This is a genomic window from Mycobacterium sp. NGS33 (assembly GCF_059812885.1).
Genome location: NZ_JCALDN010000015.1, coordinates 33249 through 52346 on the forward strand (window position 1 = coordinate 33249; position 19098 = coordinate 52346).

Genomic DNA, 19098 nt, shown 5'->3' on the forward strand with positions numbered 1-19098 from the left:
CGACCGCTTCGGTGGGAAGGGTTTGCCATGGTTTGTTACCGCCCGGCGCCGTGCGGAGGGCCTTGATCATGCCCGCGCTTCGCCGGATGCCAGAGTGGACCGAGGATCCCTACCAACGATCAGGAGACTTCCATGGCGATTGATCCGAGTGCCGTCGGCGCGGTCACCGAACCCATGCAGTTCGAATGGACCGATCGGGACACGCTGCTCTACGCGCTCGGCGTCGGCGCCGGGATCGACGACCTGGCCTTCACCACCGAGAACAGCCACGACATCGACCAGCAGGTGCTGCCGACCTACGCGGTGATCTGCTGCCCGGCCTTCGGCGCGGCGGGCCTGGTCGGAAAGTTCAACTGGGCCATGCTGTTACACGGATCGCAGAGCATCCGGCTGCACGCTCCACTCCCCCCGGCGGGAAAGCTCTCGGTGGTGTCCGAGGTCGCCGACATCCAGGACAAGGGCGAGGGCAAGAACGCGATCCTGGTGCTGCGCGGCCGCGGCACCGAACCGGAGTCCGGGCAGCTGATCGCCGAGACGCTCACCACGCTGGTCATCCGGGGCGAGGGCGGCTTCGGGGGGATGCCGGGTCAGCGGCCGGTCGCCCCGGAATTCCCGGACCGCGAGCCCGACGCCCGGATCGCGCTGCCCACCCGCGAGGACCAGGCGCTGATCTACCGGCTCTCCGGCGACCGCAACCCGCTGCACAGCGACCCGTGGTTCGCCCGCGAGCTGGCCGGATTCCCCAAGCCGATCCTGCACGGGCTGTGCACCTACGGGGTATCGGGTCGCGCGCTGGTGTCCGAGCTCGGCGGGGGCGTCGCGGCCAACATCACCTCGATCGCCTCGCGGTTCACCTCGCCGGTGTTCCCCGGCGAGACGCTGACCACGCTGATCTGGCGCACCGAACCGGGCAAGGCGGTGTTTCGCACCGAGGCGTCCGGCGCGGAGGGTTCCGGCCCCCGCGTGGTGCTCGACGACGGCGCGGCGGAATACGTGTCTGCCTAGCGCGCCAGCTGGTCGGCCAGCCGGTCGGTGAATTCGGCGGCGCGCGCGGGACTGTCCAGCGCGAACAGCGCGGCGGTCGCCCGGTCGCCATCATCGCCGTGGCGCACCAGGATCGGCACGCCGTCGGTGCGCACCGCGTCGAACGCGTCCTCGTCGGTGATGTCGTCGCCGAGGTAGACCGGCGTGAGCGCCCCCGACCCGGCCTCGTGCAGGTGATCGATCACCCAGCGCAGCGTCTTGCCCTTGTCCCAGTCCAGGTCTGGGCGCAGCTCGATGACCTCGCGGCCCGTGGTGACCCGAAGCCCGTCGCGGCGGCCCGCGGCGCGCACCGCCGCCAGCGCCTCGCCGACGCGGTCGCGTGCGGCGTTGCGGTAGTGCACGGCGACCCCGAACCGCTTGTGCTCCACCACCACACCGTCGAGCCCGCCCAGCTCCTCGCGCAGGTGGGCCGCCGCCCGCTCGAGCACCGGGATCGCGGCGGCCGCGGCCTCGTTCTGGTGGTGGGTGCCGTCGGGGGCGGTCAGCTCGAAGCCGTGGCTGCCCGCGTACCAGATGCCCGGCACGCCAACGCGTTTCGCCACGTCGGCCAGGTCGCGGCCGGACAGCACCGCGACCGGGCACCGGGCGGCCAGCTTTTCCAGCGCCTCGGTGGCCCCGGCGACGGGCCGCGCCGCGTCCGGGTCGTCGACGATGTCGGAGAGCGTGCCGTCGAAGTCGAAGAACACGGCCGGGCGCCGGGAGGCCAGCCCATCGGCCAAGGCCTGCAACGCATCCGGCAGCTGCGACATCCGGCGGTCACCGGTGCGCACGGTGACCTCGCCGAGGTCGGCGACCACCGCGTCGGCCCCGGCCCCATCCAGCGCGTCGCGCCCGGCCGGGTCCAGGCCGATCACCAACGCGAACCCGGCGGCGCGGGCGGCCTCGACGCCCGCGGCGTCCCCCGCGACCACCACGCAGCGGCCGGGCCGCACCTGCAGCCGGTCGGCCGCGCGCACCGGGTCGTCGGCGGCGACGGCGACGCCCACCCCGATTTCGCGCAGCTGCGCGGCCAATGCCGAGCCGAGCGCGCTGCCGGCGCCGAACAGCACCGCGTCATGGCGGCGCGGATCGATGATGACCGGCATGAACCAACCCTCTCACGATAGCGACTATCGAACATACTTTCGATAGACTGCGGGTGTGGGCTGGTTCAACGGGCCGCCGAGTTGGGCGGAAATGGAGCGGGTGCTCGACAGCAAGCCGCGCCGCGCCGGTGAGCCGGCGGGGCTTCCCGAGGACGCCCCCCTGTCGCGCCGGCGCGCGACGTACCGCCCGCCGGATGACGGACGGACGTCCCGCTCGTCCGTCGCCTACGCCGAACTGCATGCGCATTCGGCGTTCAGCTTCCTGGACGGGGCGAGCACGCCCGAGGAGCTGGTCGAGGAGGCGGCCCGGCTTGACCTGCGCGCCCTGGCGCTCACCGATCACGACGGCCTGTACGGGGCGGTGCGGTTCGCCGAGGCGGCGGCCGAACTCGACATGCGCACCGTGTTCGGTGCCGAACTGTCGCTCGGCCCGGGCGCGCGCACCGAGGCGCCGGATCCGCCCGGCCCACACCTGCTGGTCCTGGCCCGCGGAACCGAGGGCTACCGGAGGTTGTCGCGGCAGCTGGCCGCCGCACACCTGGCCGGCGGCGAGAAGGGCAAGCCCCGTTACGATTTCGACGCACTGACCGAGGCCGCCGGCGGACACTGGCACATCCTGACGGGTTGCCGCAAAGGCCATGTACGCCAGGCGCTTTCCGAGGGTGGCCCGGCGGCGGCCGAGCGGGCGCTGGCCGACCTGGTGGACCGGTTCGGAGCCCAGCGGGTCAGCATCGAGCTCACCCATCACGGTCAACCCCTCGACGACGAACGCAACGCCGCGCTGGCCGCGCTGGCCCCGCGCTTCGGGGTGGGCGTCGTGGCCACCACCGGCGCGCATTTCGCGGGGCCGTCGCGGCGCCGGCTGGCCATGGCGATGGGCGCCATCCGGGCGCGGGAGTCCCTGGATTCGGCCGCCGGGTGGCTGGCCCCGCTGGGCGGTTCGCACCTGCGCTCCGGTGAGGAGATGGCCCGGCTGTTCGCGGATGTGCCTTGTGGGGGCCCCGACGTGGTGACCGCGGCCGCCGAGCTGGGCGAGCAGTGCGCGTTCGGGCTGGCGCTCATCGCACCGCAGCTGCCGCCGTTCGACGTGCCGGCCGGGCACACCGAGGACAGCTGGCTGCGGCAGCTGACCATGGCCGGGGCGCGCCGGCGCTACGGGTCGGCCGAGAACGCGCCGCGCGCCTACGCCCAGATCGAACACGAGCTCAAAGTCATTGCCCAGCTGACGTTTCCGGGCTACTTCCTGGTGGTGCACGACATCGCCCGGTTCTGCCGGGAGAACAACATCCTGTGCCAGGGCCGCGGATCGGCGGCCAACTCCGCGGTCTGTTACGCCCTCGGCGTCACCGCCGTCGACCCGGTGGCCAACGAGCTGCTGTTCGAGCGCTTCCTGTCGCCGGCCCGCGACGGGCCGCCCGACATCGACATGGACATCGAGTCCGATCAGCGCGAAAAGGTCATCCAGTACGTCTACGACAAATACGGCCGCGACTACGCCGCCCAGGTCGCCAACGTCATCACCTACCGGGGAAAGATCGCCGTGCGCGACATGGCCCGCGCCCTGGGCTTCTCGCAGGGCCAGCAGGACGCGTGGAGCAAGCAGATCAACCACTGGAACGGGCTTGCAGACTCCCCGGATGTCGAGGGCATCCCCGAGCCGGTGCTCGATCTGGCCAACCAGATCCGGAACCTGCCGCGGCACATGGGCATTCATTCCGGCGGCATGGTGATCTGCGACCGCCCGATCGCCGACGTGTGTCCGGTGGAATGGGCGCGCATGGAGAACCGCAGCGTTTTGCAGTGGGACAAAGACGACTGTGCGGCAATCGGATTGGTGAAGTTCGACCTGCTCGGGCTGGGGATGCTCTCGGCGCTGCACTACGCCATCGACCTGGTGGCCGAGCACAAGGGGATCGAGGTGGACCTGGCCCGCCTCGACCTGTCCGAGCCTGCCGTGTACGAGATGCTGGCCCGCGCCGATTCCGTCGGCGTGTTCCAGGTGGAGTCGCGCGCGCAGATGGCCACGCTGCCGCGGCTGAAGCCGCGGGTGTTCTACGACCTGGTGGTGGAGGTCGCGCTGATCCGTCCCGGCCCCATCCAGGGCGGGTCGGTGCATCCCTACATCCGGCGTCGCAACGGGCAGGCCCCGGTGGTCTACGACCACCCCTCCATGGAACCGGCACTGCGAAAGACGTTGGGAGTGCCGCTCTTTCAGGAGCAGCTGATGCAGCTCGCGGTCGACTGCGCCGGCTTCAGCGCGGCCGAGGCCGATCAGCTGCGCCGCGCCATGGGATCCAAGCGCTCGACCGAACGCATGCGACGGCTGCGCGGCCGGTTCTACGAGGGCATGCGCGCGCTGCACGGCGCGCCCGACGAGGTGATCGACCGCACCTACGAAAAGCTGGAGGCCTTTGCCAATTTCGGCTTCCCGGAAAGCCATGCGCTGAGCTTCGCGTCGCTGGTGTTCTACTCGTCGTGGTTCAAGCTGCACCACCCGGCGGCGTTCTGCGCGGCGCTGCTGCGCGCGCAGCCGATGGGGTTCTACTCGCCGCAGTCGCTGGTCGCCGATGCGCGCCGGCACGGCGTGACGGTGCATGGCCCGGACGTCAACGCCAGCCTGGCGCACGCCACGTTGGAGAACGCGGGCACCGAGGTCCGCCTCGGGTTGGGCGCCGTGCGCCACATCGGCGACGACCTCGCCGAGCGACTGGTCGAGGAACGAAAAGCCAACGGCCCGTTCGCTTCTCTGCTAGACCTGACCACCCGGCTGCAATTGAGCGTGCCGCAGACCGAGGCGCTGGCGACGGCCGGGGCGCTCGGCTGCTTTGCCATGTCGCGGCGCGAGGCGCTGTGGGCGGCCGGGGCGGCCGCCACCCAACGCCCGGACCGGCTGCCGGGCGTCGGCTCGTCGTCGCGCATCCCGGCGCTGCCCGGGATGAGCGAGCTGGAACTGGCCGCCGCCGACGTGTGGGCCACCGGCGTCTCCCCGGACAGCTATCCGACGCAGTTCCTGCGGGCCGACCTGGACGCGATGGGGGTGGTGCCCGCCGGGAAGCTGGGCTCGGTGCCCGACGGCGACCGGGTGCTGATCGCCGGCGCGGTCACCCATCGCCAGCGGCCCGGCACGGCGCAGGGGGTCACGTTCATCAACCTCGAGGACGAGACCGGGATGGTCAACGTGCTCTGCGCGCCGTGGGTGTGGGCGCGGCATCGCAAGCTGGCGAACTCGGCGCCGGCGCTGCTGGTGCGCGGGCAGGTCCAGAACGCCAGCGGCGCGATCACCGTCGTCGCCGAGCGGCTGGGCCGCATCACCCTGGCGGTCGGCTCCAAGTCCCGCGACTTCCGCTGATGGTCTTCGCGAGGCTGTAACTAGCAACGGGCTCACTCGAGAAACGCGTCGTGGAATACAGTTTCGCGGCCGTCGGTAGTCTCCACACATGACCCTCAACCTGTCCGTCGACGAACTCCTCACCACCACCCGCTCGGTCCGCAAGCGTCTCGACTTCGACAAGCCGGTGAGCCGCGACGTGCTCAGGGAATGCCTCGAACTGGCGCTGCAGGCGCCCACCGGTTCCAACTCGCAGGGCTGGCAGTGGGTGTTCGTCGAGGACGCGGACAAGAAGAAGGCGATCGCCGACGTCTACCTGGCCAACGCCCGCGGCTACCTCAGCGCTCCGGGGGCCGAGTACCCCGAGGGGGACACGCGGGGCCAGCGGATGGGCGCGGTCCGCGACTCCGCCACCTACCTCGCCGAGCACATGCACGAGGCGCCGGTGCTGTTGATCCCCTGCCTCGAGGGTCGCCCGGACAGGTCACCGTTGGGTGGGGTGTCGTTCTGGGCGTCGCTGTTCCCGGCGGTCTGGAGCTTCTGCCTGGCGCTGCGCTCGCGGGGACTGGGGTCCTGCTGGACGACGCTGCACCTGCTGCGCGACGGCGAGCAACAGGTCGCCGACATCCTGGGCATCCCGAACGACCGCTACAGCCAGGGCGGCCTGTTCCCGATCGCCTACACCAAGGGCACCGACTTCCGCCCGGCCAAGCGGCTGCCCGCCGACCAGGTCACGCACTGGGACGCGTGGTGACCAGCGGCCAGACTTCGACCACCCCGTGCGCGACCGCGCAGGGCGTCTGACTCACCCGCTCGATCGCCGCCTCGAGGTCATCGGCCTCCAAGACCGCGAACCCCGCGATCGGCAACGTCGAGCGGAGGAAGGGCCCCGGCTCGACCCGCACCCCCGCGTCGTCCGGATTGCGCACCTGGACGGGGTCCCCGGCTCGGCCGACGAGCGGCCCGGAGGCGCTGAGTTCGTCGTCGCGTGCGTGCGCGGCCTGTTTGCGGTCGTCTGTCAGCTGGTGGTATCCGGCCTCCTGGCCGTAACCGATCGTGATGAAGGTAGGCATATCACTGTTGACTCCCGCCGGTCGCGGAACTTACCGCTACCTAGCTGCCGGCGTAGCCGTGTTGCCGCCAGGCCTCGTAGACCGCAATCGCCGCGGCGTTGGACAGGTTCAGCGAGCGCCGGCCCGCCAGCATCGGGATGCGCACCTGCCCGGTGATGTGCGGGTCGGCCAGCGTCGCGGCGTCCAGCCCGGTGGGTTCGGGGCCGAACATCAACACATCGCCGGCCCGGTAGCGCACGTCGGCGAAAGACGTGGGCGCGTGCGCGGTGAAGGCGAACACCCGCTGCGGTGACAGCGCCGCCCAGGCCGCCGTCAGCGACGCGTGCACGGTGACCGACGCCAGGTCGTGGTAGTCCAGCCCGGCCCGCCGCAGCTTGGGTTCGGACAGGTCGAACCCCATCGGCTCGACCAGATGCAACTCGCAGCCCGTCGCCGCCGCCGTCCGGATGGCGTTGCCGGTATTGGGCGGGATCCGCGGCGCCAGGAACATCAGCTTGAACACAACGGGGATAATGGTCGCATGGTCGAGCAGAGCATCTGGATGCAGAAGGTCGCTGCCGATCCCGGGCATTCGCAGTGGTACATCGAGCGTTTCCGTGCGATGACCCGCGCCGGTGACGACCTGGCCGGCGAGGCCCGCTTCGTGGACGCGATGGCGCCGCGCGGCGCCCACATTCTGGACGCCGGCTGCGGCCCCGGCCGGCTGGGCGGATATCTGGCCACGGTGGGCCACCGGGTGGTCGGCGTCGACGTCGACCCGGCGCTGATCGAGGCGGCCGAACAGGACTACCCCGGCCCCCGCTGGCTGGTCGGCGACCTGGCCGAGCTGGACCTGCCGCCGCGCGGCATCGCCGAACCGTTCGACGTCATCGTCTCCGCCGGCAACGTCATGGCGTTCTTGGCGCCGAGCACCCGGATCCAGGTGCTGAGCCGGCTGCGCGCCCACATCGCCGACGACGGCCGCGCCGCGATCGGCTTCGGCGCCGGCCGCGACTACGAGTTCGACGTGTTCCTCAACGACGCCGTCGACGCGGGCTTCGCGCCCGACCTGCTGCTGTCCACCTGGGACATGCGCCCCTTCACCGACGACTCGGATTTCCTCGTCGCGCTGCTTCGGCCCGCCTAGGGTTTCGCGCGCTCCGGTGTTTGCCAGGGGCGGCCGCGCGGGCGCGGCGCCACCTTGGAGGGACCTGTCTGCTCAGTAACGATTCTGGTGGCCTGCGCCGCGGGCTGTCATACTCGTCGGATTGCCACACCTACACGCACACGCCTATCTGGCGCGGGGCGGGCGAATAAAGCAGGAAGTTTCAATGAGTTTCTCGTTACCTTCAGCGCTCAGCGTCAGCGCAGCGGCCGGTCGCGCGGCCGCGATGACGTGACCATGTTCACCCGCCCGACCAAACCGGCCGAGGCGGAAGTCGTGCAGCCCGCCCCGGTGGGCGCGCCCGCCGCGGCGCCGGCCAAGCGCCCGCCGTCCTGGTCGCTGAGCAACTGGCCGGTGGGCTGGAAGGTGCTGGCGATCGTCCTGGTCCCGCTAGTATTGGCGACGGTCTTCGGGGTGCTGCGCATCAACGGCGCCATGGCCAACGCGGCCGGCCTGCGGCTGGCCGCGACCCGCGCCGACGTCGTCCCCGTCATCACCAAATACATGTCCGCGCTCGACGTCGCGCTGCTGGCCAGCTCCACCGGACGCGACGTCGACGGCGCCAAGAAGAACTACGAGGCGCGCAAGTACGAACTGCAGTCCAGGCTGGACGACACCGACGTCAGCTCCGACGTCCGCTCCGGGGTGAACAACCTGCTCGACGGCGGCCAGATGCTGGTGAACAAGGCGGCCGACCCCGCCCTCGGTTTGCGGGAACGGGTCACCCTCTACGCGCCGATCCTGTTGACGGCCGAGGACGTCATCAACGCCTCGGTGCGCGTCGACGACGAGAAGATCCGCGCCCAGGCGCAGGGCCTGAGCCGGGCGGTGGGCGCGCGCGGCCAGATGACGATGCAGAAAATCCTGGTCACCCGCGGGGCCGACCTGCCCGAGCCGCAGCTGCGGACCTCGATGGCCACCCTGGCGGGCACCGAACCCTCGACGCTGTTCGGCATGAGCGAGGTGCTGGGGGCCGGCTCGCCGGAGGCCAAGGCGCTGCAACAGCAGATGGTGAACCGGATGGCGATCATGTCCGATCCGGCCAGCGTGCTGGTCGACAACGCCGACCTGCTGCGTTCGATCCAGACCACCGACGACATCGCCGACCAGGTCATCAAGAACGCCACCGCGTCGGTGACCAAGGCGGTGCACGCCCAGGCCGCCGAGCGACGCTCGGCCGCGATCACCGACACCGTCCTGGTGCTGGCCGCGATCGTGATCGCGTTGGCGGTCGTGCTGCTGGTGGCGCGCGCCCTGGTGCGGCCGCTGCGCATCCTGCGCGACGCCGCGCTCAAAGTCGCCCACACCGACCTCGAGGAGGAGATCGCCCGGGTGAAAGCCGGTGGGCCCGAACCGATTCCGAGCCCGCTGCCGGTGTACACCACCGAGGAGATCGGTCAGGTCGCGCACGCCGTCGACGAGCTGCACACCCAGGCCCTGCTGCTGGCCGGCGACGAGGCGCGGTTGCGGCTGCTGGTCAACGACATGTTCGAGACGATGTCGCGGCGCAGCCGCTCGCTGGTCGACCAGCAGCTGGCGCTCATCGACCGGCTGGAGCGCAACGAGGACAACCCCGACCGGCTGGACAGCCTGTTCCGGCTCGACCACCTGGCGGCGCGGCTGCGCCGCAACAGCGCCAACCTGCTGGTGCTTGCCGGCGCGCAGCTGGCCCGCGACCAGCGCGACCCGGTGACGCTGGCCACGGTCATCAACGCCGCGGTGTCCGAGGTCGAGGACTACCGCCGCGTCGAACTCGCCGGGCTGCCCGAATGCTCGCTGATCGGCGCGGCCGCCGGCGGCGCCATCCACCTGTTCGCCGAGCTGATCGACAACGCGCTGCGCTATTCGCCGCCGACCACCTCGGCCCGGATCTCGGCCTCACGCGGCGGCGACGGCGGCGTCGTGGTGCGGATCGCCGACTCCGGTCTGGGGATGAACGACACCGACCGGCGCATGGCCAACATGCGGCTGCAGGCCGGCGGTGACGTCAGCCCTGACAACGCCCGGCACATGGGTCTTTTCGTGGTCGGCCGGATCGCGGCCCGGCACGGCATCCGGGTGGGGCTGCGCGGCCCTGCCGCCAACGAGTCCGGCTCGGGCACCACCGCCGAGGTCTACCTGCCGCCGACGGTGCTCGCCAGGTCGGCCGTCGCCGAGTCGGCTGCGGCCCGGCACATCCGGGCGGTCTCCTCGCCGAGCGCCAAGCTCGCCAGCGCGACGGCCGCGCCCGCCGACGACGCCGCGCGGCCCGACGGCTCGCTCGAGCCCGCGTCGCGCACCGCCCCGGACGCGGCCGGGCCGTCGGTCACGCTGCTGCCGCGCCGCAACCCGGGTTCCAGCGGCATCACCGAAGTCCCCGCGCCGCCCGCCGAGCAGCCGCCCCGCCGCGAGCGCCGCGAGCTGGCGACCCCCTGGTGGGAGAACGCCCCGAAGGCGGCGCCGACACCGGAGCCGAAGCCCGAGCCGAAACCCATCCCCACCCCGGCGGCCGAACCCGCGCCGGCCCGGGCGGCGTCGGACACGTCGGCGTTCTTCGCGGCCCGCCCCCGGGAGGCCGACGGCCGCACGCAGACCCGCCAGGACAAGCCGGCCAGGCCCGCCCCGGTCGCCTCCCTCCCGTCGGCCCCCGAAGCACCGGCGGCGCCGGTCGACGACGACGTCATCTACCGGCGGATGCTCTCGGAGATGCTGGGTGACCCGCATGACCTGGTCAACAGCCCCGACCTGGATTGGCAGTCGGTCTGGGACCGGGGCTGGACGCTGGCGGCCGCGGCCGAGGACAAGCCCGTCGAGGCGCACACCACCGACCACGGGCTGCCGGTGCGCACCCCGGGTGCCCGGCTGGTGCCGGGCGGCGCCAACCGCGCCGACCAGGGCGAGCCGGCCGAACCCGACCAGCAGCGCAGCGGCGGATCCCCGTCGCACCGGGAGCCGCAGCACGCGGCCGTCACCCGCGACCCCGAGGCGGTGCGCGCCTCGTTCAGTAGCCATTTCGGCGGCGTGCGCACCGGACGCTCGCACGCCCGCGACACCGATCAAGGATCCGACGAATAATGACCTCCCCCGACAATCCCTCAGACCGGTCCCTGGACTGGCTGGTGACCAGGTTCGCCCGCGAGGTCCCCGGCGTCGCCCACGCGCTGCTGGTGTCCGTCGACGGGCTGCCCATCGCCGCCAGCGAGCATCTCCCGCGGGAACGCGCCGACCAGCTCGCCGCGGTGGCCTCCGGGCTGGCCAGCCTGGCCACCGGCGCCGCGCAACTGTTCGAGGGCGGGCAGGTGCTGCAGTCGGTGGTCGAGATGGCCAACGGCTACCTGCTGTTGATGCGGGTCGGGGACGGCTCGCACCTGGCGACGCTGGCCGTGACGTCGTGCGACATCGGTCAGATCGGCTACGAGATGGCCGTCCTCGTCGAACGGGTCGGGGGCGTGGTGCAATCCACCCGCCGGTCTGGCGTCTCGTGAGCCGCGATGGACACCCCCGAGACCTGGCCGGCGCACCGTAAGGGGAACCTGGTCCGCCCGTACACCCTGACGTCGGGACGGACCGACACCAACGTCGACCTCCCCCTGGAGGCGCCGATTCAGGCGCTGCAGGCCGGACTGGCGCACCGGTGGCCGCCCAACGACCCGCGGGGCAGAATCATCCAACTGTGCGTCGAGCACCCGTCGGTCGCGGAAATCTCGGCCCGCCTAGACCTGCCGCTCGGCGTCGCGCGCGTCCTGGTCGGAGATCTGGTGCTGTCCGGCTACCTTCGGGTGCACGAGACGTTGTCCGAGCGCTCGACCAGAGATGAGCGCTCCGAACTCATAGGAAGGACACTGCGTGGCTTACGCGCACTCTGAGGTGCAGCCCGACTCCGGCGCCCACGCGTCGACGAAGATCGTGATCGCCGGTGGCTTTGGGGCCGGCAAGACCACCTTCGTCGGGGCGGTGTCGGAGATCATGCCGCTGCGCACCGAGGCGATGCTCACCGACGCCTCGGCCGGCGTCGACGCGCTGGAGGCCACCCCGGACAAGCGGACCACCACCGTCGCGATGGACTTCGGGCGGATCACCCTGGCCGAAGATCTGGTGCTCTACCTGTTCGGCACGCCGGGGCAGCGCCGCTTCTGGTTCATGTGGGACGACCTGGTGCGCGGCGCGATCGGCGCGGTCGTGCTGGTGGACTGCCGGCGCCTGCAGGACAGCTTCGCCGCCGTGGACTTCTTCGAGCACCGCAACCTGCCGTTTCTGGTCGCGGTCAACGAGTTCGACGGCGCTCCCCGCTACCCGGTGGCCGAGGTGCGCGAGGCGCTGACCCTGCCGCCGCACATCCCGGTGATCACCGTCGACGCCAGGGACCGCCGCTCGGCGACCGACGCCCTGATCGCGGTCAGCGAATACGCCCTGGCCAGCCTGTCGGCCAATTGACCGCCCCGTGGGTCGACCGGGAATTCGAGGGTCACGACTTCACTGACGACGACCTCAGCCGGCTGCAGACCGAGCGGGTCGTGTTCACCGAATGCAACTTCAGCGGCGCCAACCTGGCCGAGTCGAGACACCGCGGCTCGGCGTTTCGCAACTGCACGTTCCGGCGGACGTCGTTGTGGCACAGCACGTTCGCCCAGTGTTCGATGCTCGGGTCGGTGTTCGTGGAGTGCCGGCTGCGGCCGATCACGTTCGACGAGGTGGATTTCACGCTGGCCACGCTCGGCGGCATCGACCTGCGCGGTGTCGACCTGAGCGGCTGCCGGCTGCGGGAGGCCAGCCTGGTGGAGGCCGACCTGCGCAAGGCCGTGCTGCGCGGCGCGGACCTGCGCGGCGCGCGGACCGCCGGCGCCCGCCTGGACGACGCCGACCTGCGCGGCGCGGGGGCGGATCCCACGTTGTGGACGACGGCCTCGCTGGCCGGCGCCCGCGTCGACGTCGATCAGGCCGTGGCCTTCGCGCTCGCCCACGGGCTGCGGCTGGACGGCGGCTGAGCCCTCAGCGGGTCAGCCGGATGCGCCAGCGCACCAGCGCGGCGTAGCCGATCGTGAGGACCGCGAGCATGCCCATGTCGAACAGCCAGGCCCCCGGCGTGTGCTCGAAGTGGCTGTCCCGCGGGCTCTGCGGGCCGGGCGAGACCGTCCACAGGTCGACCGTCGACCCCTGCGCCGCGTACCCCCACCGGGAGGGCACCAGCCAGGACAGCTGGTCGAGGAAGATCCGGTGGGTGACCGGCACCATGCCGCCGGAGAGCACCATCTGCATCATCAGCGACACCACCAGCAGCGGCATGATCTGCTCGTGGGACCGCGCCAGCGCCGAGAGCAGCAGGCCCAGCGTGGCCGACGCCACGCACGTCGCCGCGACCCCGGCGAACAGTTCGAGGGTGGCGTTTCCCAGTAGCACCGCCGGTCGCGTCGGGGGCCCCTTGCCCAGCACCACGATCGCCGTGGCGATGGCCGCCTGGATGACGGCGAACGTGCAGAACACCGCGACCTTGGCCAGCAGGTAGGCGGTGCTCGACAGGCCGACCGCCTGTTCGCGCCGGAAGATCGGCCGCTCGCCGATCAGGTCGCGGATGGTCAGCGCGGTACCCATGAACGCCGCGGCCATGGTGAGCAGGGTCAGGATCATCCCGGCCTCGCCGGCCGATTCGCTCACCGGGTCGGCGTAACCGAATCCGACGCTGCCGGGAACGGTCAGCGACAGCGCGCCCATCACGAACGGCAGCACCGCCAGGAAGGTGAAGTAGGCGCGGTCGGAGACCACTAGCCGGACCTGGCGGCGGGCGATCGTGGAGAACTGGTGGGGCTTGCTGGTGTGCGCCGGGGTGCCCAGCTCGGCGGGCGCCTCGGTCCGGGTGGGCGGCGGCCTGTTCTGCGCGAGGAAGCGGCGGTTGGCCTCGTCGGGATCGGCGCCCACCTTGGCGAAGATGTGCGCCCAGTTGGTGGTCCCCATCGCCGCGCCGATCCGCCCGGGCGGACCCAGGTAGGCCGTCTTGCCGCCGGGCGCCATCAGCAACACCTGGTCGCAGACGTCGAGGTAGGTCAGCGAGTGGGTGACCACCAGCACGACGCGGCCGGCGTCGGCGAGCTGTCGCAGCATGGTCATGACCTGCAGATCCAGCGCGGGATCCAGCCCGGAGGTCGGCTCGTCGAGGATCAGCAGCGACGGCCCGGTCAGCAGTTCCAGGGCCACCGACGCGCGCTTGCGCTGCCCCCCGGACAGGGTGTCGACCCGGGTGTTCGCGTGCTCGGTCAGGCCCAGCTCGTCGAGGACCTGGGCGACCACCTGCTCGCGGTCGGCCTTGCTGGTGTCGGGCGGCAGGCGCAGCTCGGCGGCGTAGCCCAGCGCCTGGCTGACCGTGAGCTGGCGGTGCACGACGTCGTCCTGCGGGACCATCCCGATCCTGGTGCGCAGCGACGCGTACTCGGTGTGGATGTCGTGGCCCTCGAAGGTGACCGAGCCCGCCGACGGGGTGGCGTACCCGGCGATCAGCCGCGACAGCGTGGTCTTGCCCGCGCCCGACCCGCCGATCAGCGCGGTCAGGGTGCCCGGCCGGGCGACCAGCGAGATCCGCTCCAGCAGGCTCTTGCCGTCCACGCCGTAGTTGACCTCGCGCACCTCCAGGCCGCCGGCCCGCGACGCCGCCTCCTGGCGGCGGACCAGCACGCCGCCGTGGAAGACCAGGTCGACGTTGCCGATCGTCACCACGTCGCCGTCGGACAGCGCCGCCGACCCGACCTTGACGCCGTTGACGAAGGTGCCGTTGCTGCTGTTCGCGTCGCGGATTTCCGCGCCCGTCGGCGTCGGGGTCAGGTAGGCGTGGTGGCGCGAGGCCAGCACGTCGTGGACGACGATGTCGTTGTTGAGCGCGCGTCCGATCGAGGCGCCGCGCGCCGGCGGCGGTCGCCGGTCGGATTGCGGGCCAGGCACGCCGATCTGCGCGGTCGGGAAGTCCCCGGGGTAGGGCCCGGGCCGCGGCGCGGCGCCGCGCGGACCCGGCCGCCGGAAGGGCCGCGACGGGGGCGGGGCGAGCGGGCGCGGGGGAGCAACTTGCCGTCGGGGCGGGGCGGCCGCGGGCGGAAGCGACCCGACGCTGCCGGTGTGCTGACCCACCTCGAAGGTGATCCGGGGGCCGTCGGGCTTGCCGATGTTGATGGTCTGGCCGTCGTGGATGTCGACAACCGGCACCCGCTGGCCGTCGAGGTAGACCCCGTTCAGCGTGTTGTTGTCGACGGCGAGCCACCGGCCCTGGTCGAAGCGCAGCAGCACGTGCGCGCGGGCGATCAACGGGTGGGCCACGCGCAGGTCGGCGCGCAGATCGCTGCCGACGACCACGTCGCGGCCGGCGGCGAAGCTACCTTCTGATCGGTCAGCTCGAGCCGTCAGCACGGGCTGTGCAGATCGCGTCATCGCATCCAGGTTGGGGGTCGTGTGCGCGCGGCCCGGCCTCAGCGCTTCAGCCGGATGTGCCAGCGGACGAAGCCGGTGTAGCCGATCGACAGGGCCGCGAGCATGAGCATGTCGAACACAAAGATGTGCTTCGAGTGCTGCCAGATTGGGTCGTTGGTGGGGATCTGCTTGACCTTGACCAGCGACGGGAAGTCGATCGAGGAGGCGCCCGCGGCGTAGCCCCACCGGGCGGGCGTCAGCCACGCCATCTGCTCGAGGCCGATGCGCTGATACACCGGGATCATGCCGCTGGAGAACACCAGCTGCGACATGATCGAGACCACCAGCAGCGGCATGATCTGTTCGTTGGACTGCGCCACCGCCGAGAGCAGCAGGCCCAGCATGGCCGAGGCCACGCAGGTGCCCGCGACGGTGACGAACAGCGAGAACGTCGAGTTGCCGAAGAACTGGGGATGCGCCGTCGGCGCCCCCTTGCCCAGCCGCACGATGATGGTGGCGATCGCCGCCTGGCCGGTGGCGAAGACGCAGAACACCGCGATCTTGGCCAGCAGGTAGGCGGTGGTGGACAGGCCGACCGCCTGTTCGCGCCGGAAGATGGCCCGCTCGCCGATCAGGTCGCGGATGGTCAGCGCGGTGCCCATGAAGACGGCACCGATGTTCAGCAACACCATGATGTACTGCGGCTGGGTGGGCGCGGGACCCAGCGGGTCGGCCGGTCCGAGGCCGGGGTGGGGGCCCTTCACCGTCAGCGACAACGCGCCGATGAGGAACGGCAGGATCGCCAGGAAGATGGTGTAACCGCGGTCGGACACCACGAGTCGGACCTGGCGCCGGGCGATCGTGGACAGCTGCCGGAACAGGTCGGTCTGGGGTGGTTCGCCCAGATCCGCCGGGCTCTCCGGCGTCGGTGGCCGCGACGACTGCTGGTTGCGCTCCTTGAAGCGGCGGTTGGCCTCGTCCGGGTCGGCGCCCACCTTGGCGAAGATGTCGGCCCAGTTGCGGGTTCCCATAGCGGCCTCGACCTGATCCGGCGGCCCGCAGAACGCGGTCTTGCCGCCGGGCGCGACCAGCAGGATCTGATCGCACACGTCTAGGTAGGACACCGAGTGGGTCACCACCAGCACCACGCGGCCGGCGTCGGCCAGCTGGCGCAGCATCAGCATGACCTGGCGGTCCAGCGCCGGGTCCAGCCCCGACGTGGGCTCGTCCAGCAGCAGCAGCGACGGCTGGGTGAGCAGCTCGAGGGCGACCGAGGCGCGCTTGCGCTGGCCGCCGGAGAGCTTGTCGACCCGGGTGTCGGCGTGCTGGGTCATGTCGAGTTCCTCGAGCACCTGCGCGACGACGCGGGCCCGCTCCTCTTTGCTGGTGTCGGGCGGCAGGCGCAGCTCGGCAGCGTAGTTGAGGGCCTGGTTGACCGTGAGCTGGCGGTGCACGACGTCGTCCTGCGGGACCATCCCGATCCGGCTGCGCATCGAGGCGTACTCGGTGTGGATGTCGTGGCCCTCGAAGGTGACGTTGCCCGACGTCGGGCTGGTGTAGCCGACGATCAGCCGCGACAACGTGGTCTTGCCCGCGCCCGAACCGCCGATGATGGCGGTCAGCGTCCCGGGCCGCGCGGTCAGGGAGATGTGGTCGAGCAGCTGCTTGCCGTGGTCGACGGTGTAGCAGACGGAGTTGACCTCCAGGCCGCCGGAGCGGGTGGCCGCCTCGGTGCGCCGGACCAGGTTGTCGCCGGTGAACACCAGGTCGACGTTGCCGATGGTGACGACGTCGCCCTCGGTCAGCACCGCCGAGCCGACCCGGACGCCGTTGACGAACGTCCCGTTCACGCTGTGCGCGTCGCGGATCTCGGTGCCCAGCGGCGTCTGGATCAAGAAGGCGTGGTGGCGCGAAGCCAGCACGTCCTGGATGACGATGTCGTTGTCGGTGGCGCGGCCGATGGTCTGCGAGCCGGCCGGCTTCTGGATCGCGCCGGAGCGCGACGGCATCAGCGCCTGGAACATCTTGGTGGCCAGGTTCGCCACCTCGGGCGGCTTGGCGGAGGCAGGTGCCATCTGGGTGTGCGGGGACCCGACGGCGGGCATCTGCGCGATCGGCGGTGCGGCGTGCGGCGGGGGCGGTGCGCTGGGTGGGAACGCGGGCGGGCGCCCGCCACCGCCGTACATGGTGTGTCCCGGCGGGTGCTGGCGCTGCGCGGGCGCGGGCTGCGGGCGCCGCGGCGGCGCCGCCCAGTTGGGCGCCCGGCCGGGCGGGGGCGGGGGTGGGACCCCGACGGGCGGGGCCGGCTGCGCCGACCACGCCGCGGCCTGCGGCGGTGCCGCCACCGGGATGTTCATCGATTCGGTGCGGGGCGGACGTCCGGCCATGCCCTGGTGGCGGCCGACGTCGAAGGTCAGCAGCGGTCCGTCCGGGTTGCCGATGTTGAGGGCCTGCCCGTCGTGGATCTCGACCACCGGCACGCGCCGGCCATTGACGAAAGTTCCGTTGAGCGAACCGTTGTCGATGGCCAGCCACTTGCCCTGGTCGAAACGCAGCAGCAGGTGGGCGCGCGAAATCAGCGGGTGGGTGATACGCATGTCCGCTCGCAGATCGCGCCCGACTACTACATCGTGGCCCGCTGCGAAGGTGCGTTCCGATCCTTCGTGATGGACGGTTAGCGCTGGCGGGGCTGGTGCTGACATCGCCACAACTGTAGCTTGCGCCCCTGTGGATTACCGGGGAGCGCCCGCGACCACATCGGGCGCGCCGGTGACCACGCAATGCGTCCGGGTGTAGATCGTGGGCATGCACTGATTGCAGTGCGTGCAGGCCGAATGCACGTGGTGTCCGGCGCCATCAGCGGCGATCCGGTTGATCAGATCCGGCTCGGCCAGCAGCGCGCGGGCCATGGCGACGAACTCGAATCCCTCCGCCATCGCCAGGTCCATCGTCTCGCGGTTGGTGATGCCGCCGAGCAGGATCAGCGGCATCTTCAGCTCGTTGCGGAACAGCTTGGCGTCGCGCAACAGATAGGCCTCGCGGTAGGGGTACTCGCGCAGGAATTTCTTGCCCGTCATGCGCATGCCCCAGCTCAGCGGCGGCTTGAACGCCCCGGCGAACTCCTTGAGGGGCGCGTCGCCGCGGAACAGGTACATCGGGTTGACCAGCGAGCTGCCGGCGGTGAGTTCGATGGCGTCCAGCCCGCCGTCCTCCTCGAGCCACTTGGCGGTGGTCAGCGACTCCTCGGTGCTGATGCCGCCGCGGACCCCGTCGGCCATGTTCAGCTTGGCCGTCACCGCGATGGGCGTGCCCTCCTTTTCCACCGCCCGCCGAACGGCCATCACCATGCCGCGGGCGACCTTGGCCCGGTTTTCCAGCGATCCGCCGAACTCGTCGTCGCGGCGGTTGATCAGCGGGGACAGAAACGAGCTCGCCAAATAGTTGTGGCCCAGGTGGATTTCGACGGCATCGAAGCCGGCCTCGATGGCCAGGCGGGCGGCGTTGGCGTGCCCGGCGATGACGTCGTCGATGTCCGCCCGCGTCGCCTTCTTGGCGAATCGCATCCCGATCGGGTTGAAGAACCGGACCGGCGCCAGGGCCTTGGCCTTGTTGGACTTGGCGTTGGCCACCGGGCCGGCGTGGCCGATCTGCGCGCTGACCGCCGCGCCCTCGGCGTGGATCGCGTCGGTGAGCCGGCGGAACCCGGGCACGGCCTCCGGCCGCATCCAGATGCCGTTGCCCTCGGTGCGCCCGCCGGGGGAGACGGCGCAGTAGGCGACCGTCGTCATGCCGACCCCACCGGCGGCGGGCAGCCGGTGGTATTCGATGAGGTCGTCGGTCACCAGCGCCTCGGGCGTGCGCGCCTCGAAGGTGGCGGACTTGATGGTGCGGTTACGCAGCGTTATCGGCCCGAGTTTCGCGGGGCTCAACACGTCCGGCGGGGTAGACATACCCGGAGCCTAATGGCGATCGCGAGCGCGGCGAAGCCGGGCGCGGCGGGTCGCCATCGTCGATGTCTGCCGGCGATCGCGAGCGCGGCGAAGCCGGGCGCGGCGGGTC

At 71.4% G+C, this 19098-nt stretch carries 15 protein-coding genes; 9 read left to right on the forward strand and 6 right to left on the reverse strand.

All coding sequences use genetic code 11. The features are described from left to right. The first annotated feature begins 132 nt into the window (after nt 1-132). Nucleotides 133-1005 (forward strand): MaoC/PaaZ C-terminal domain-containing protein, encoded by an 873-nt coding sequence (locus tag AC5Y5B_RS19760; RefSeq protein WP_112635692.1) that lies wholly within the window; start codon nt 133-135, stop codon nt 1003-1005. Here the strand turns inward: AC5Y5B_RS19760 and otsB are convergent. Further along, nucleotides 1002-2129, reverse strand: a complete 1128-nt coding sequence (gene otsB, locus AC5Y5B_RS19765) for a trehalose-phosphatase (RefSeq protein WP_289176568.1) — start codon at nt 2127-2129, stop codon at nt 1002-1004. The genes AC5Y5B_RS19760 and otsB overlap by 4 nt on opposite strands. Nucleotides 2130-2184: 55 nt before the next feature. Here otsB and AC5Y5B_RS19770 point away from each other — a divergent pair, with 55 nt between their 5' ends. Together AC5Y5B_RS19770 and AC5Y5B_RS19775 are read left to right on the forward strand one after the other, a co-directional pair. Beyond that, nucleotides 2185-5478, forward strand: coding sequence for an error-prone DNA polymerase (locus AC5Y5B_RS19770; RefSeq protein WP_112635664.1), 3294 nt, complete (start codon nt 2185-2187; stop codon nt 5476-5478). 88 nt (nt 5479-5566) lie between these two features. Beyond that, a complete protein-coding gene (locus AC5Y5B_RS19775; RefSeq protein ID WP_112635662.1) occupies nt 5567-6211 on the forward strand; it encodes a nitroreductase family protein in 645 nt (214 codons plus the stop codon). Here the strand turns inward: AC5Y5B_RS19775 and AC5Y5B_RS19780 are convergent. Together AC5Y5B_RS19780 and AC5Y5B_RS19785 are read right to left on the reverse strand one after the other, a co-directional pair. Beyond that, nucleotides 6189-6530: a YciI family protein gene (locus AC5Y5B_RS19780; RefSeq protein WP_500006166.1), complete on the reverse strand. Its 342-nt coding sequence runs from the start codon at nt 6528-6530 to the stop codon at nt 6189-6191. The genes AC5Y5B_RS19775 and AC5Y5B_RS19780 overlap by 23 nt on opposite strands. A 40-nt stretch (nt 6531-6570) precedes the next feature. Then, nucleotides 6571-7032, reverse strand: coding sequence for a tRNA (cytidine(34)-2'-O)-methyltransferase (locus tag AC5Y5B_RS19785; RefSeq protein ID WP_112635658.1), 462 nt, complete (start codon nt 7030-7032; stop codon nt 6571-6573). An 18-nt stretch (nt 7033-7050) separates the two neighbouring features. On the opposite strand from AC5Y5B_RS19785, the gene AC5Y5B_RS19790 reads away from it, so the two are divergent. The 6 genes from AC5Y5B_RS19790 (at nt 7051) to AC5Y5B_RS19815 (ending at nt 12638) form a co-directional block, all read left to right on the forward strand. Further along, a complete protein-coding gene (locus AC5Y5B_RS19790) occupies nt 7051-7656 on the forward strand; it encodes a class I SAM-dependent methyltransferase (protein ID WP_500006167.1) in 606 nt (201 codons plus the stop codon). A 255-nt stretch (nt 7657-7911) separates the two neighbouring features. Beyond that, nucleotides 7912-10728: a sensor histidine kinase gene (locus AC5Y5B_RS19795; RefSeq protein ID WP_500006168.1), complete on the forward strand. Its 2817-nt coding sequence runs from the start codon at nt 7912-7914 to the stop codon at nt 10726-10728. Next, nucleotides 10728-11138, forward strand: a complete 411-nt coding sequence (locus AC5Y5B_RS19800; protein ID WP_289176570.1) for a serine protease inhibitor — start codon at nt 10728-10730, stop codon at nt 11136-11138. The genes AC5Y5B_RS19795 and AC5Y5B_RS19800 overlap by 1 nt, the downstream gene beginning before the upstream one ends. A gap of 6 nt (nt 11139-11144) precedes the next feature. Then, nucleotides 11145-11519 (forward strand): DUF742 domain-containing protein, encoded by a 375-nt coding sequence (locus AC5Y5B_RS19805; RefSeq protein ID WP_289176571.1) that lies wholly within the window; start codon nt 11145-11147, stop codon nt 11517-11519. Next, the gene (locus AC5Y5B_RS19810; protein ID WP_066872187.1) at nt 11500-12087 is read left to right on the forward strand and encodes a GTP-binding protein; all 588 of its coding nucleotides are present in this window, start codon (nt 11500-11502) and stop codon (nt 12085-12087) included. Before AC5Y5B_RS19805 ends, AC5Y5B_RS19810 begins: the two co-directional genes overlap by 20 nt. Further along, complete coding sequence (locus tag AC5Y5B_RS19815) at nt 12084-12638, forward strand: pentapeptide repeat-containing protein (protein ID WP_289176572.1); 555 nt, start codon at nt 12084-12086, stop codon at nt 12636-12638. The genes AC5Y5B_RS19810 and AC5Y5B_RS19815 overlap by 4 nt, the downstream gene beginning before the upstream one ends. A 4-nt stretch (nt 12639-12642) precedes the next feature. Here AC5Y5B_RS19815 and AC5Y5B_RS19820 read toward each other — a convergent pair whose 3' ends face one another. From AC5Y5B_RS19820 to AC5Y5B_RS19830, 3 genes are read right to left on the reverse strand one after another with little or no spacing between them, the layout of a single operon-like run. After that, on the reverse strand, nt 12643-15060 hold the full coding sequence (locus AC5Y5B_RS19820) for an ATP-binding cassette domain-containing protein (protein ID WP_500006169.1): 2418 nt from the start codon (nt 15058-15060) through the stop codon (nt 12643-12645). A gap of 38 nt (nt 15061-15098) precedes the next feature. Continuing rightward, nucleotides 15099-17741, reverse strand: coding sequence for an ATP-binding cassette domain-containing protein (locus tag AC5Y5B_RS19825; protein WP_500006170.1), 2643 nt, complete (start codon nt 17739-17741; stop codon nt 15099-15101). A gap of 30 nt (nt 17742-17771) precedes the next feature. Then, nucleotides 17772-18989: an NADH:flavin oxidoreductase gene (locus tag AC5Y5B_RS19830; protein ID WP_112633670.1), complete on the reverse strand. Its 1218-nt coding sequence runs from the start codon at nt 18987-18989 to the stop codon at nt 17772-17774. Nucleotides 18990-19098 lie beyond the last annotated feature (109 nt).